Genomic DNA, 13,359 nt, shown 5'->3' on the forward strand with positions numbered 1-13,359 from the left:
CGGGGCTGGTGCCACGCCCTAGTTCATCCTCCCCAGGACCTCCCGCACCTTCCGGACGTCCCGCAGCCGCCGCTCGTACGTCGCCCCGAGTGCGAGCAGCAGCAGTCCGGCGAGGGCGGGAGGCACCCAGCGGGGGAGTGCGTCGGCCATCCGGACGAGATACGGGGCGAGTTCGTGCAGCGCGTCCAGGACCAGCACCGAGCCGCCCAGCACCAGCGGTGCCCGCAGACGGTGCCGGGCGCCCAGCAGGGTGAGCAGCAGCGCCGCCGCGCCCAGCAGCAGGGGGCGGGTCCACTCCTGGTCGCCCCAGGCGGCGGCCAGGCTCGGCAGGAGCGTGGCGGCGAGCCCCGGGCCGTACGCCGTCCAGGACGAGGCACGCGGGTCACGACGCCGTCGCAGGGCGCCGACGAGCAGCGCCGGGACGGTCACCGGCAGCGTGTAGGCCTCGGGGAGCCCCACGTGCCAGGCCGCCAGCCGCACCCAGGCGGCCAGCACGAAGAGGAGGGCGGCCGCGTACCCGACGGCGCGGCGGTCGGGACGTACGGCCGTGCCCGCGGCGATCACCGCGCACAGGGACAGGGACAGGGCCAGCAGCGGCGGATCGGGGAGCGCCAGCGCGATGGCGAGCAGGCCCGCGACCGCTCCCGTCGTCTCCACCGCGACCGTGGTGGCGGCGTCGGAGACGCGGGGCGCGAGCAGGGCAGCGGCCGCCGGGACCACCAGCACCAGCAGCGCGACCTGCTCCGGTGGCCGACCGGCCGAGGCGCCGACGGCGCACGCCAGCGCCGTGGCGTATCCGAGCGAGGCGGCCGCCGACAGCGGAGCGGAACGCCCGCGCCGGGCGGCCACCGCGAAGAGCACGGTCAGCGAGGTGAGGACGGCGAGCGTCGCCGGCTCGGCGGCCAGGGAGAGGAAGGCGAGGCTCAGCGAGGTCGCCAGGGCCAGCCCCGTCGCGCTCCGCGAGGCGAACCCCAGGAGCGCCAGCACCACGAGCCCGTGCACCGACAGGCCCACGGCGTACGGCAGTTCCAGCGCCGTCGGGAGCACGATCACCGCCGCCCACGCCAGGGGCAGGGCGTGCGGGCGCCACTCGGTACCGCGGACCGCGAGGACCACGGCCACCGCGGCGAGCACCAGCGGAGCCGTGACCGAGTGCGGCGGCCAGAACGGGTCGAGCGCCGCCGCCGTACGGGCATCCGACGGCGCCCCCGACCAGGCGCGGCCCGCCCAGATCGTCGGTCCCAGCAGTGTGACGCCCACGGCAGGCACCGCCCACAGCACGGCGCAGGCCTGCACGGCGGCGGAAGCCCGGGTGAGACCCCGGCGCACCGGCTCCGAGCCGCGCACGACGGCCGACAGGGCGATCCCGCAGGCCACATACGCCGGCACGGTCCAGTCGGCGGGAAGCGACACCCGTAGGACGCCACCGACACCGGCGACCAGGGACAGGCCGCCCACCACCGCCGTCCCCACCGCGAGACCCGGCCGGGAAGCGAACCACGCGCCGCCCAGAGCCACCGCCGCAGCGAGGGAGAGCAGCGCCGCCGCGCGGACGGCGTCGCCCGGACCGGCCGCGTCCAGGGAGAGCAGACCGGCCGCCAGGACGCCGCAGCCGCCCGTGCCGAACGCGCAGACCACGGCGACGAGCCGGACCGGCCGCGCGGCCACCCGCAGCGCGACCACCACGTCGAGCGCCGCCGTGAGCAGCGCGGCCGTCGTGATCGCGTACGGCCCCCCACCGGCCGCGACCGCCCAGAGCGGCAGCGGGAACCGGGCGACCAGCAGGGCGGCGGGGCGGGGGAGGCGCAGCGCCGTGAGTGCCGTGCCGTACGTCGTCCAGAGCGCCGCCAGCACCGTCGACGCGACCGCCGCGTAGGTCACGCCGTCCGCCGCCGTGAACGCCGTCTCGTGCAGGGCGTACGCGTCCAGCGCGGTGAGGGCGAGGCCGAGGCCCGCGACCGACTCGGCGGTCGAGAGCAGCCCGCGCCGCAGCAGCGCCACGGGCGCGCCGAGTACGGCCAGCGTGACCGCGCCCAGCACCAGGGACCGGCCGGTGAGGCCCAGGTGCCCCCAGCTCACCAGGGTGAACACCATCGCGGCCACGGTGAGCAGGATGCCGCCCAGCAGAAGCAGGACGTTCTGCACGCTGGGCGCGGTGGCCTCAGGCCGGGGCGCGGCCGGCGGAGTCGGGGGCAGCGGCCGTATCGGCTGGAGCGTGGTGACCAGCCAGGCGCGGCGGGCCAGCAACTGGGCCCGGCGGGCGTCCAGTTGGCGCAGCTCGGCGTCGAGGAACCGCAACTCCTCGGCCGGGGGCGGAATGTGCGTCATGGCTGGAGTGTGGCCCAGGTCACGTCGTATGCCATGAGTGCGGGTACTCAGAACGTACTCAACAGCGGTGCGACCGCCCCTCGCGCGGGCACACTCCGCCCATGGACTGGACCCGTTACCGCTTCCTCAGCCGGTGGGCCCTGCCCGGGCCGCCCGCCGCCGTGTACGCCGCGCTGGAGCGGGTGGAGGACTATCCGCGCTGGTGGCGCCAGGTGCGCGAGGTGAACCGTGCCGACGGCACCACCGGCGTCGTCCGCATCCGCTCGCTGCTGCCGTACGACATCACGTTCACCGCGCGCGAGACGCGCCGCGATCCGGCGGCCGGAGTCCTGGAGATCGCCATGTCCGGCGACATCGAGGGCTGGGCCCGCTGGACGGTCACCGCCGCCGGGCCCGGCACCCTCGCCCGCTACGAACAGGTCGTCGACGCGAACAAGCCGCTGCTCAGGCGGTTCGCCGTGCCGGGGCGGCCGCTGTTCCGCGCCAACCACCGGCTGATGATGCGATCCGGACGGCGCGGCCTGGCGGCGTACCTGCAAGCGGTTTGAAGGAAGCGTGCGGGGACCTGTATTGTTCAGTGCGTTCCCGGGCGATTAGCTCAGTGGGAGAGCGCTTCGTTCACACCGAAGAGGTCACTGGTTCGAACCCAGTATCGCCCACCGGGAAGAACCGGTCCGCAGCACGCGGGCCGGTTCTTTTGTGTCCTCCCCAAGAGCTCCGAAGGGGCTCTAAGCCGCCGCCGGCAGCTCCGGGCGTACCGGCCAGGAGGTGTCCACCGTCTCCGGGGAGCCGCTGCGCGCGAACCAGGCCTGCAGACCCCGGGCCTGGGCCGCGTGCCAGGCCGTCTGGAGGGCGTGCAGCTCGGCGGGGGACAGGCGCTCCAGGCGGGCCGTGAAGCGGCGGCCCAGCGCGCGGACGACCTCCAGCGCGGCCAGCGCGTCCGCGGCCGCGTCATGCGCCTCGGACAGGGACACGCCGTAGTGCGCGCACAGGTCCGTGAGCGTGCGCCGCCCCTTGCGGTAGCGGTCCAGCTGCTTGTCCAGTACCCGCGGGTCCAGCACCCGCAGCGGCGCCGGCTCCAGCCAGTGGCCCAGTGACGAGGCCCGGTGCCGGCGCAGCTCACGGTCGAGCAGCGTCAGGTCGAACGGCGCGTTCATCACCACCAACGGCCGCCCCGCCGCCGCCTGTTCGGCCAGCAGCTCGGCTATCTCGAACATCACCGGTGCCGGCCAGCGGCCGTTGCGCTGCAGATGATCGTCCGTCAGCCCGTGCACCGCCGTCGCCTCGGCGGGCACCGGCACGCCCGGGTTCACCAGCCAGCGGCTCACCCGCGGCCGTACCCCCGGAGCGTCCTGGACGACGAGGGCGGCCGACACTATCCGGTCGGCCTCCACGTCGACGCCCGTCGTCTCCGTGTCGAAAGCGGCCAGCGGGCCCTCGTACCAGTACGTCATACCTACACAACCCCTCGTTCACCCACGGCAGCTGACGCCCCGTCTTCTGCCCGTTTGGTGATACCCGGGCTGTTTGCGCCGTACGCCGGAAGGACACAACAGGAGTACGGGTCTTTGCAGTTCAGCGGCCCGAGGCGGGATTTCACTCGGCGTTTCATTCGGATGTCACTCGGCCCGGTCGCGGACATCTCACCTTGCGCGGAAGGCAGTTGGTCATGGCGATAGCGCAGCCCGAGCGGGGCGGGCTGCTGCCCGAACAGACGGGCCCCCATCGCGGCACGCTCGCCACCACCGCCTGCATGGAGACACTGCAGGTGGGCTACTTGCACGCGGTCGCGGCGGCGGCCGGCTGCTCGCTGTCCCAGCCGTTCCCGGACAACGGCATCGACTGGCACGTCAGCCACAGCGCGCCCGGCCACACGGTGGACGACGAGGTCACCATCAAGGTGCAGCTCAAGGCCACCTACCAGATCCCGCCCGACCCCCCGGGCCGGTTCTTCTCCTTCACGCTCGACAACGACCACCTGCGCAAGCTCGCCCGCACCCCGGTGTCGGTGCACAAGATCCTGGTCGTGATGATCGTCCCCCGCTCCCAGGACCAGTGGCTGCGTGCCGGCCACGACCGACTCGACCTGCGGCACTGCTGCTACTGGGTCAATCTCGCCGGCCACCCGATCACCGGGCGGACCCGGACCACCGTGCGGATACCGACCTCACGCATCTTCGACGACCGGGCGCTGTGCGAGATCATGACGCGGGTCGGGACGGGAGGCAGACCATGACGCACCGCTCCCTCGACGAGCCCCTGAGGGCCGTACGTCCGCACCCCGACCCCCACTGGGACCGGACCCCCGAACCCGGCGAGGTCGACCCGGCCGTCCTCGGCGCCCTGCTGCGCCGGCACGGCTGGCAGCGGCGCGGCGGCGCCGTCGGACGCTACGGCCGCTGGACCCCACCGGGGCCCGGCGCGGGCGCCACGAGCCTGCTCGTGCCCGAGAGCCGGGCCTTCCCCGACAGCGACGACCTGCTCGGCGAGGCGCTCCAGGCCCTGGCCCGCAGCGGCTCGCCCTCCGCGCGCGAGGTGCTGGTCGGGCTCGCCGTGCCGAGCGACGAGATCCGCTGGTGGCGGGACACCCCCGAGGGGCCCGCCGGGGCCGCGCCCTGGACGGCCGACGAACAGCTGCGCGGCGCCGCCCGCCAGATGCTCCTCGCCGGCGCGCTCGCCACCCGCGGGCGGGCCGGCTACTACGGCGCCCGGCACCGCCGTGCGGCCACCGCGATGCTCGACCAGGTCCTGGTCGGCTCCGGGGCAGGTGGCCGCAGCCTCACCGCGTTCGTGCCGGCCGCCTCCGCCCGCGCCCTCGCCGTACGCCTCCACCAGGCCCTGTACGCGGTCCGTGAGGCCATCGACTACCAGCGGGCCACCGGCGGCATGGACGCCTTCGACGGCGCCGTGGAGGCCGGCGCGAGCCGCGAGCTCACCGACGCGCTGATCGCCCTGGTCCGCGGCACGGAGGGGGCCCGCGTCGCCGTGGAGTGGGCCCCCGCGCCAGGAGTGCCCGAGGACTGCGCCGCCACCGCCGAGCCCGTCGAGTTCTCGCCCGGCGACCTGCCCGTGCTGCGCGAGGCCGGCGCCCGCTATCTGCGCGAGGAGCCCGCGGTGTCCGTGCGGATCACCGGCACGGTGGTCCGGCTGCGCAGGTCCGGTCCGCGTGGCGAGGGCAGCGTACGGCTGCGGGTACTGGCCGGCGCCGAGATCCCGCACGTCCGGCTCACCCTCGACGAGGAGGACTACCGCATCGCCGGGCAGGCCCATCTGGTCGGGCTGCCGGTGCGGGTGCAGGGGCGGCTGGAGAGCAGGGGCGGCTTCCGGCGGATCACCGGCGCCTGCGGAGTCGTACCCGTACAGGTCGACGACGCCGAACGGGACCGGCTGATGAAGTCCCTGCAGGAAGGTCTCGACTTCTTCGAGGAGGCCTGCGGCGGAGAGTACGACGGGGACTGATTTCGCGGTCGGCGGGTGCGGGTCGGTACGATCCCCTATTGCGCGCGCTCCCGGTATGGCGCCGCACCCACCTGCAGTCAGGAGAGACCGGTGTCAGACGTCCGTGTGATCATCCAACGCGATTCCGAGCGGGAAGAGCGCACGGTGACGACGGGCACTACGGCCGCCGACCTCTTCGCCGGCGAGCGCTCGATCATCGCCGCGCGCGTGGGCGGCGAGCTCAGGGACCTGTCGTACGTGCTCTCCGACGGCGAGGAGGTCGAGGGCGTCGAGCTCTCCTCCGAGGACGGCCTCAACATCCTGCGCCACTCCACCGCGCACGTGATGGCCCAGGCCGTGCAGGAGATCTTCCCCGAGGCCAAGCTGGGCATCGGCCCGCCGGTCAAGGACGGCTTCTACTACGACTTCGACGTCGAGAAGCCGTTCACGCCCGAGGATCTCAAGGCCATCGAGAAGAAGATGCAGGAGATCCAGAAGCGCGGACAGCGGTTCTCGCGTCGCGTGGTGACCGACGAGGCCGCCCGCGAGGAGCTCGCCTCCGAGCCGTACAAGCTGGAGCTGATCGGCCTCAAGGGCTCGGCTTCGAGCGACGACGGTGCCGACGTCGAGGTCGGCGCCGGCGAGCTGACGATCTACGACAACCTCGACGCCAAGACCGGTGAGCTGTGCTGGAAGGACCTCTGCCGCGGTCCCCACCTGCCCTCCACCCGCCTCATCCCGGCCTTCAAGCTGATGCGCAACGCGGCCGCCTACTGGCGCGGCAGCGAGAAGAACCCCATGCTCCAGCGCATCTACGGCACCGCCTGGCCGTCCAGGGACGAGCTGAAGGCGTACCTCGACTTCCTCGCCGAGGCCGAGAAGCGCGACCACCGCAAGCTGGGCTCCGAGCTCGACCTGTTCTCCATCCCCGAGCAGATCGGCTCCGGCCTCGCGGTCTTCCACCCCAAGGGCGGCATCGTCCGCCGGGTCATGGAGGACTACTCGCGCCGCCGGCACGAGGAGGAGGGCTACGAGTTCGTCTACACCCCGCACGCGACGAAGGGGAAGCTCTTCGAGACCTCGGGCCACCTGGACTGGTACGCCGACGGCATGTACCCGCCCATGCAGCTCGACGAGGGCGTGGACTACTACCTCAAGCCCATGAACTGCCCGATGCACAACCTGATCTTCGACGCGCGCGGCCGCTCCTACCGCGAACTGCCGCTGCGCCTCTTCGAGTTCGGGACCGTGTACCGGTACGAGAAGTCCGGCGTCGTGCACGGCCTCACGCGCGCGCGTGGCTTCACGCAGGACGACGCGCACATCTACTGCACCCGTGAGCAGATGTCGGAGGAGCTCGACAAGACGCTCACCTTCGTCCTCGGCCTGCTGCGCGACTACGGCCTGACCGACTTCTACCTGGAGCTCTCCACCAAGGACCCGGAGAAGTTCGTCGGCTCCGACGAGGTCTGGGAGGAGGCCACGGAGACGCTCCGCCAGGTCGCCGAGAAGCAGGGCCTCCCGCTCGTCCCCGACCCGGGCGGCGCCGCCTTCTACGGGCCGAAGATCTCCGTCCAGACCAAGGACGCCATCGGCCGCACCTGGCAGATGTCGACCATCCAGCTCGACTTCAACCTGCCGGAGCGCTTCGACCTGGAGTACACCGGCCCGGACGGCGCCAAACAGCGCCCCGTCATGATCCACCGCGCCCTGTTCGGCTCCATCGAGCGGTTCTTCGCGGTGCTCCTGGAGCACTACGCGGGCGCCTTCCCGGCCTGGCTGGCCCCGGTCCAGGCGATCGGCATCCCGATCGGCGACGGGCACGTCGAGTACCTGGAGAAGTTCGCCGCCGCCGCCAGGAAGCAGGGGCTGCGCGTCGAGGTCGACTCGTCCTCCGACCGCATGCAGAAGAAGATCCGCAACGCCCAGAAGCAGAAGGTGCCCTTCATGGTCATCGCGGGCGACGAGGACATGTCGAACGGCTCGGTGTCCTTCCGCTACCGCGACGGCTCGCAGGAGAACGGCATCCCGTTCGACGAGGCCCTCGCGAAGATCGCGAAGGTCGTCGAGGAGCGGGCGCAGGTCTGATCCACCGGTTCCGCGTCGGGCCCTCGGGAAGCTAGTTTCCCGAGGGCCTTTCGTCGCCCTCGCGCGAGAACACCTGGATCAGCCACGACGAGAACGACCCCGTGACCGCGCCCAGCAGCGCCAGCCCGCACGCCATCAGTGCGACCGCGATCAGCCGGCCGCCGGTAGTGACCGGCACGACGTCGCCGTAGCCGACCGTGGTGAGCGTCGAGGCCGCCCACCAGAGCGCGTCTCCGAACGTGTGCATGTCGGTGCCCGGCGCGCCGCGCTCCCGGTCGTAGACGGCGAGTGCGCACGCGAAGCCGAGGAGCACGGTCGTCACCCCCGCGTACGCGATCACACGCGCGTGCAGCGACAGCCGGGGCTGCCCGCGCCGGCGCTGTACGGCCTCGTACACCTTGACGACCCGCAGTGGACGCAGCAGGGGCAGCAGCACGACCACGGTGTCCAGCTTGTGCGTACGCACGAAGCGCGGCCCCTGTCCGCTGAGCCGCCAGCGGGCCCCGTAGTCGACGGCGAACAGGGCCCACGCCGCGGCCATCACGGCCGCGCACAGGTCGCGCCAGACGGACGGCAGATCCTGGGCGAGGACCAGGACGGCGTACCCGGCGAGGAACACCAGGGAGGCGAGGGCGAGGGGGAGCTCCGTGCGCTGCTCCCAGCGGACCTGAGGGCTGACTTCGTCCATCGGCCCAGCTTGGCCCGCGGGGGTTTTCCCGCAGCCCCGGCGACACGCCGCGAACGGGCGAAGCCATATGCTGCCTTGCATGACGAGTGAGCCGGAGCAGCAGATCGGAGTGGGGACGCAGGACGCGTTCCAGCGCCTGTGGACGCCCCACCGGATGGCCTACATCCAGGGCGAGAACAAGCCGACCGGCCCGGGTGCCGACGACGGTTGCCCGTTCTGCTCGATCCCGGCGAAGTCCGACGAGGACGGGCTGGTCGTCAAGCGGGGCGAGCACGTGTACGCGGTGCTCAACCTCTACCCGTACAACGGCGGCCACCTGATGACCGTCCCCTACCGGCACGTCGCCGACTACACCGATCTGACCGGCCCCGAGACCGTCGAGCTGGCCGAGCTGACCAAGCAGGCGATGACGGCCCTGCGCACCGCGTCCGGCGCGCACGGCTTCAACATCGGCATGAACCAGGGAACCGTGGCCGGCGCCGGCATCGCCGCCCACCTCCACCAGCACATCGTGCCCCGCTGGGGCGGCGACACGAACTTCATGCCGGTGGTCGGCCACACACGCGTGCTGCCGCAGCTGCTGGCGGACACGAGAAAGATGCTGGCGGAAGCCTGGCCGGCGGCCTGATCACCAGCCCGTCCGGCGTCCGAGGACGAGGCCGTTCAGGCCCCCTTCGGCCTGAACGGCACCACGGCCCCCCGCCGGAGGCCTACGCGTCGTAGGTGTCGGCCTTCTTCGGGGAGACCTCCTGGACGCCCCCGCTGAGGGCCGCGGCACGTGAGCTGAACTTCTCGGTGTCCACGTCGTGCTCCTTGAGCACCCTCAGCGCGGCCCTGTGCACCGCCCGCAGTACCGGGGTGGCCGCGCGCAACGCGTCGTCGGCCATGAAGCGGTGGCTCCACGGCTGGTCGGCCCACGCGTGCCGCAGACCGAAGGGCTCCGGCAGGCCTATGGAGCCGCCGAGCCACTTCAGCAGCGGCGGGTACCAGCTGATCGTGGCCCGGGCCGCCAGCCGGACCACCTCGTCGGGGGTGACCAGCGGAAGCTTGACCGTCCGGGTCTCCCAGAAGCGGACGGTCTTGGCGACCTCCTTGCTGGGGGCCTCCGGCTTGGTGCTGAACAGGCCGTTGACCGGGCCCAGGGCGTGCCCGGTGACCTCGATGCGCAGGGTCTCCTTCAGCACGGTCACGGTGATCATCATGGTGATGATCAGATTGCCGTTCCACAGATGCGGCCACTGCACGCCCAGGTAGTGCCGGTCGCCGCTGTCGAACTGCTGGTTGTTGCAGATGTCCTCCACGGCCCTCGGCTTGACCTGGTAGGCCTCGACGTCGGTCCCCTCGGGCCTGGAGACCGCCTTGGCGCCCGCGCCCACATGCGTGACGACCCAGTGCCGTACCGACGGCTGAGGGAAGCCTCCGGTCTTCAGGCTCTGCCGGTGCAGCAGGCTCAGCTCGTCGTGGATCGCCCGGACGACCGTCCAGCTGCGGAACTCGTGGACGCCCTTGACCGGGTCGAGCGGCGTCAGTTCCTCGGCGAGGTGCCAGGCGCCCCAGCGGGTGCCCATGCCGAGGATGCCCTTGGGGCCGGCGTAGAAGACGGAGTTGGACTGCTGCTCGGCACTGAGCCGGGCCAGGGACTGGCGCAGCTGCTCGGCCGCCGCCTGGTCGGGGCTGGTCGGCACCGCCTCGGGGACCTTGGCGCCGACGCTGCCGCCGGACAGCAGGCTGTCCCAGCGCTCGCGCAGGTCCGTCGCGGTGCCCTCGCACACCCGCTTGGCCAGGAACCAGCCGGCCACCGGGGCCACGACGCATCCCCGCGCGTACCACCCCCAGATGCCGGTGAACGGCATCCGGACCACGAAGATCACGGCGAGGGCGCCCACGGCGACCAGCAGGCCGGTGCCGAGTCCGGAGACCCGCCTGCTGTCCAGCTTCCCCATGGTGGCCCGGAGCTGGAAGACGAGCAGCCAGACCAGCAGACCCGGCAGGAAGAGCACCCCGCACAGCAGCATCAGGCCGGTCAGCTTCTGGTCGCGCTGCCGCCGGATGCGGTTGGCCGCGAGACAGTGCTCGACGACCACCTGAGGCTCGCTGCCGAAGGACTGGATGAGCGGATCGCGGCCGACGCCCAGCATGCGGTCGATCACGGCCTGGGAGTACGCCTCACCGAAGTTGGGCCGGAAGATCTTCGCCCAGCTGCGGCCCTCCTTCACCGTCGACTGGTGCCATTCGTTGTCGGCCTTCTTGATTTCCTCCATCGGGGTGTCCCGGTACGCCGCCGAAGCCAGCGCGAACGTCGGCGCACCCCCCGAGCCGCCCGTCCGCGGCACCTGTGGCCCGAAGAAGTCCTCCACGGTCATTCCGCCCCCACTCGCCGCCACTCTCGCTCCTGCGGCCTTCCCGACTTCCGTACTCCGCACACCTGTTGATCAGGTCATCAGCGTATCCCCAGCCACTGACATCCGTCGGCGGACGGCCGAAGCCGCCCGCCGAACCGGAGGATCACCTTCCTCCCACGTCACTTGAGTCTGCCGTCGTCTCAACGCCTAACCGGCCTCCGCCTGTTGACGGACCCGCTCGGCCACCGGCGGCGGCATCGGCTCGTGCCGCGCGTACGCGCGGTGGAAACGGGCCGTGCCGTGCGAGAGCGAGCGCAGGTCCACCGCGTACCGGCCGATCTCGATCTCGGGCACCTCGGCCCGGACGAGAGTGCGTCCGCCGGCCGTCTGCTCGGTGCCCAGCACCCGGCCGCGCCGCCCCGACAGGTCGCTCATCACGGGGCCCACGTAGTCGTCGCCGACCAGCACACTCACCTCGGCCACCGGCTCGAGGAGATGGATCCGCGCATTGGCCGCGGCCTCCCGCAGCGCGAGCGCGCCCGCCGTCTGGAACGCGGCGTCGGAGGAGTCCACCGAGTGCGCCTTGCCGTCGAGCAGCGTGACCCGCACGTCGATCAGCGGATACCCGGTCGCGACGCCCTTGGCGGCCTGCGCCCGTACGCCCTTCTCGACGGACGGGATGAACTGCCGCGGCACCGCCCCGCCGACGACCTTGTCCACGAACTCGATGCCCGAGCCGCCGGGCAGCGGCTCCACCTCGATCTCGCAGATGGCGTACTGCCCGTGCCCGCCGGACTGCTTGACATGCCGCCCGCGCCCGCCGGACTTGTCCGCGAACGTCTCCCGCAGGGAGACCTTGTGCGGTACGACGTCGACCTGGACGCCGTAGCGGGAGCGCAGCCGCTCCAGGGCCACGTCGGCGTGGGCCTCGCCCAGGCACCACAGGACGACCTGGTGGGTGTCCTGGTTCTGCTCCAGGCGCATCGTCGGGTCCTCGGCGACCAGCCGGGCCAGTCCCTGCGAGAGTTTGTCCTCGTCGGGCTTGCTGTGCGCCTGGATGGCCAGCGGAAGCAGCGGGTCGGGCATCTGCCAGGGCTCCATGAGGAGCGGGTCGTCCTTCGCGGAGAGCGTGTCGCCGGTCTCCGCGCGGCCGAGTTTCGCCACGCACGCGAGGTCGCCCGCGATGGCGTGCGTCAGCCCCCGCTGTTGTTTGCCGAACGGCGCGGACAGGGCGCCGATCTTCTCGTCGACGTCGTGGTCCTCGTGGCCGCGGTCGGCCAGGCCGTGCCCGGAGACGTGGACGGTCTCGTCGGGGTGCAGGGTGCCGGAGAAGACGCGGACGAGCGAGACACGCCCGACGTAGGGGTCGGAGGAGGTCTTGACGACCTCCGCGACCAGCGGGCCCTCGGGATCGCACGGCTTCAGCTCACGCGGCCTGCCGTCGACCGTCGTCACCCGGGGGGCCTCGCGCTCCAGCGGCGTCGGGAAGCCCCGGGTGACCAGTTCCAGCAGCTCGACCGTGCCGATGCCCTGGCGGGCCCCGTCGGAGGCGGGCGCGGCCGCCAGGACCGGGAAGAACGTGCCGCGCGCGACGGCCCGCTCCAGGTCGTCGACGAGCGTCTTGACGTCGATCTGCTCGCCGCCGAGATAACGGTCCATGAGGGTCTCGTCCTCGCTCTCGGCGATGATCCCCTCGATCAGCCGGTTGCGGGCCTCCTCGAGGTCCGGCAGCTGGTCCTCGCCCGGCTCGGACTCCTTGCGTTCGCCGGAGGAGTAGTCGAACAGCGTCCGCGACAGCAGCCCCGTCAGACCGGTCACGGGCGCGTGCCCGTCGGCGGCCTGCGGGCCGTGCAGCGGCAGGTACAGCGGGAGCACGGCGTCCGGATCGTCACCCCCGAAGGCCTCCGCGCAGACCCGGGTCATCTCCTCGAAGTCCGCGCGGGCCGCCTCCAGGTGCGTGACGACGATCGCGCGCGGCATGCCGACGGCCGCGCACTCCTCCCACACCATGCGGGTCGAGCCGTCCACGCCGTCCGAGGCCGAGACGACGAAGAGGGCCGCGTCCGCCGCGCGCAGACCGGCCCTGAGCTCCCCGACGAAGTCGGCGTATCCGGGGGTGTCGAGGAGGTTGACCTTGATGCCGTCCCATTCGACCGGCACCAGGGAGAGCTGTACGGAGCGCTGCTGCCGGTGCTCGATCTCGTCGTAGTCCGAGACGGTGCCGCCGTCCTCCACACGGCCCGCCCGGTTCACCGCTCCCGTCGTCAGCGCGAGAGCTTCCACCAATGTCGTCTTGCCCGAACCGGAGTGGCCGACCAGCACCACATTCCGTACGGACGCGGGATGGTCGGCCGCCGTAGCCCTGCCGGCGGCTCCGGGGTGTGTGTTCGCCTTGTCGCCCATTTCCTTGCCTCCCGTGCACGGTGAGGTCACTGGGGGCGCGGGCACGCGAGCCCCGCGTGCGATGGCGGCTCC

Annotated in this window: 10 protein-coding genes and 1 tRNA gene; 6 read left to right on the plus strand and 5 right to left on the minus strand. The window is 72.3% G+C overall.

The genetic code is table 11. The features are described from left to right. Nucleotides 1-18: 18 nt before the first annotated feature. The gene (locus ACIBVL_RS27925; protein WP_399101021.1) at nucleotides 19-2,328 is read right to left on the minus strand and encodes an SCO7613 C-terminal domain-containing membrane protein; all 2,310 of its coding nucleotides are present in this window, start codon (nucleotides 2,326-2,328) and stop codon (nucleotides 19-21) included. A 101-nt stretch (nucleotides 2,329-2,429) separates the two neighbouring features. On the opposite strand from ACIBVL_RS27925, the gene ACIBVL_RS27930 reads away from it, so the two are divergent. Together ACIBVL_RS27930 and ACIBVL_RS27935 are read left to right on the plus strand one after the other, a co-directional pair. After that, nucleotides 2,430-2,876: an SRPBCC family protein gene (locus tag ACIBVL_RS27930; protein ID WP_399101023.1), complete on the plus strand. Its 447-nt coding sequence runs from the start codon at nucleotides 2,430-2,432 to the stop codon at nucleotides 2,874-2,876. 39 nt (nucleotides 2,877-2,915) lie between these two features. Further along, a tRNA-Val gene (locus ACIBVL_RS27935) sits at nucleotides 2,916-2,987 on the plus strand. Between the two features lie 69 nt (nucleotides 2,988-3,056). On the opposite strand, the gene ACIBVL_RS27940 is transcribed toward ACIBVL_RS27935, so the two are convergent. Continuing rightward, the gene (locus ACIBVL_RS27940) at nucleotides 3,057-3,782 is read right to left on the minus strand and encodes a 3'-5' exonuclease (protein ID WP_399101024.1); all 726 of its coding nucleotides are present in this window, start codon (nucleotides 3,780-3,782) and stop codon (nucleotides 3,057-3,059) included. 215 nt (nucleotides 3,783-3,997) lie between these two features. On the opposite strand from ACIBVL_RS27940, the gene ACIBVL_RS27945 reads away from it, so the two are divergent. The 3 genes from ACIBVL_RS27945 to thrS all read left to right on the plus strand — a co-directional run bounded on the left by ACIBVL_RS27945 (nucleotide 3,998) and on the right by thrS (nucleotide 7,854). Beyond that, the gene (locus ACIBVL_RS27945) at nucleotides 3,998-4,564 is read left to right on the plus strand and encodes a DUF4365 domain-containing protein (protein WP_399101026.1); all 567 of its coding nucleotides are present in this window, start codon (nucleotides 3,998-4,000) and stop codon (nucleotides 4,562-4,564) included. Beyond that, entirely contained in the window at nucleotides 4,561-5,787 is a 1,227-nt protein-coding gene (locus ACIBVL_RS27950; RefSeq protein WP_399101029.1) for a hypothetical protein, read from the plus strand. The genes ACIBVL_RS27945 and ACIBVL_RS27950 overlap by 4 nt, the downstream gene beginning before the upstream one ends. A gap of 90 nt (nucleotides 5,788-5,877) precedes the next feature. Continuing rightward, nucleotides 5,878-7,854, plus strand: coding sequence for a threonine--tRNA ligase (gene thrS, locus ACIBVL_RS27955; protein WP_399101031.1), 1,977 nt, complete (start codon nucleotides 5,878-5,880; stop codon nucleotides 7,852-7,854). Nucleotides 7,855-7,885: 31 nt separating this feature from the next. Here thrS and ACIBVL_RS27960 read toward each other — a convergent pair whose 3' ends face one another. Continuing rightward, nucleotides 7,886-8,542 carry a potassium channel family protein gene (locus ACIBVL_RS27960; protein WP_399101033.1) on the minus strand — a complete coding sequence of 219 codons (657 nt, stop codon included), beginning with the start codon at nucleotides 8,540-8,542 and terminating at the stop codon, nucleotides 7,886-7,888. A 67-nt stretch (nucleotides 8,543-8,609) separates the two neighbouring features. Here ACIBVL_RS27960 and ACIBVL_RS27965 point away from each other — a divergent pair, with 67 nt between their 5' ends. Next, a complete protein-coding gene (locus ACIBVL_RS27965) occupies nucleotides 8,610-9,170 on the plus strand; it encodes an HIT family protein (RefSeq protein ID WP_399101035.1) in 561 nt (186 codons plus the stop codon). A gap of 82 nt (nucleotides 9,171-9,252) precedes the next feature. Here the strand turns inward: ACIBVL_RS27965 and ACIBVL_RS27970 are convergent, their stop codons facing one another. Continuing rightward, a complete protein-coding gene (locus ACIBVL_RS27970) occupies nucleotides 9,253-10,905 on the minus strand; it encodes a hypothetical protein (protein WP_399101253.1) in 1,653 nt (550 codons plus the stop codon). 186 nt (nucleotides 10,906-11,091) lie between these two features. Further along, nucleotides 11,092-13,287 carry an elongation factor G-like protein EF-G2 gene (locus ACIBVL_RS27975; RefSeq protein ID WP_399101037.1) on the minus strand — a complete coding sequence of 732 codons (2,196 nt, stop codon included), beginning with the start codon at nucleotides 13,285-13,287 and terminating at the stop codon, nucleotides 11,092-11,094. Between the last annotated feature and the right edge of the window lie 72 nt (nucleotides 13,288-13,359).

It is taken from the genome of Streptomyces sp. NPDC049687 (genome assembly GCF_044465285.1).
Lineage (GTDB): Bacteria > Actinomycetota > Actinomycetes > Streptomycetales > Streptomycetaceae > Streptomyces.

What these genes read in the sequence shown, in the direction of transcription:
- ACIBVL_RS27950 (WP_399101029.1), top strand. Translation starts at nt 4,561, where the DNA reads ATGACGCACCGCTCCCTCGACGAGCCCCTGAGGGCCGTACGTCCGCAC.
- ACIBVL_RS27930 (WP_399101023.1), top strand. Translation starts at nt 2,430, where the DNA reads ATGGACTGGACCCGTTACCGCTTCCTCAGCCGGTGGGCCCTGCCCGGG.
- ACIBVL_RS27965 (WP_399101035.1), top strand. Translation starts at nt 8,610, where the DNA reads ATGCTGCCTTGCATGACGAGTGAGCCGGAGCAGCAGATCGGAGTGGGG.
- ACIBVL_RS27925 (WP_399101021.1), bottom strand. Translation starts at nt 2,328, where the DNA reads ATGACGCACATTCCGCCCCCGGCCGAGGAGTTGCGGTTCCTCGACGCC.
- ACIBVL_RS27960 (WP_399101033.1), bottom strand. Translation starts at nt 8,542, where the DNA reads ATGGACGAAGTCAGCCCTCAGGTCCGCTGGGAGCAGCGCACGGAGCTC.
- ACIBVL_RS27940 (WP_399101024.1), bottom strand. Translation starts at nt 3,782, where the DNA reads ATGACGTACTGGTACGAGGGCCCGCTGGCCGCTTTCGACACGGAGACG.
- ACIBVL_RS27975 (WP_399101037.1), bottom strand. Translation starts at nt 13,287, where the DNA reads ATGGGCGACAAGGCGAACACACACCCCGGAGCCGCCGGCAGGGCTACG.
- ACIBVL_RS27970 (WP_399101253.1), bottom strand. Translation starts at nt 10,905, where the DNA reads ATGACCGTGGAGGACTTCTTCGGGCCACAGGTGCCGCGGACGGGCGGC.
- ACIBVL_RS27945 (WP_399101026.1), top strand. Translation starts at nt 3,998, where the DNA reads ATGGCGATAGCGCAGCCCGAGCGGGGCGGGCTGCTGCCCGAACAGACG.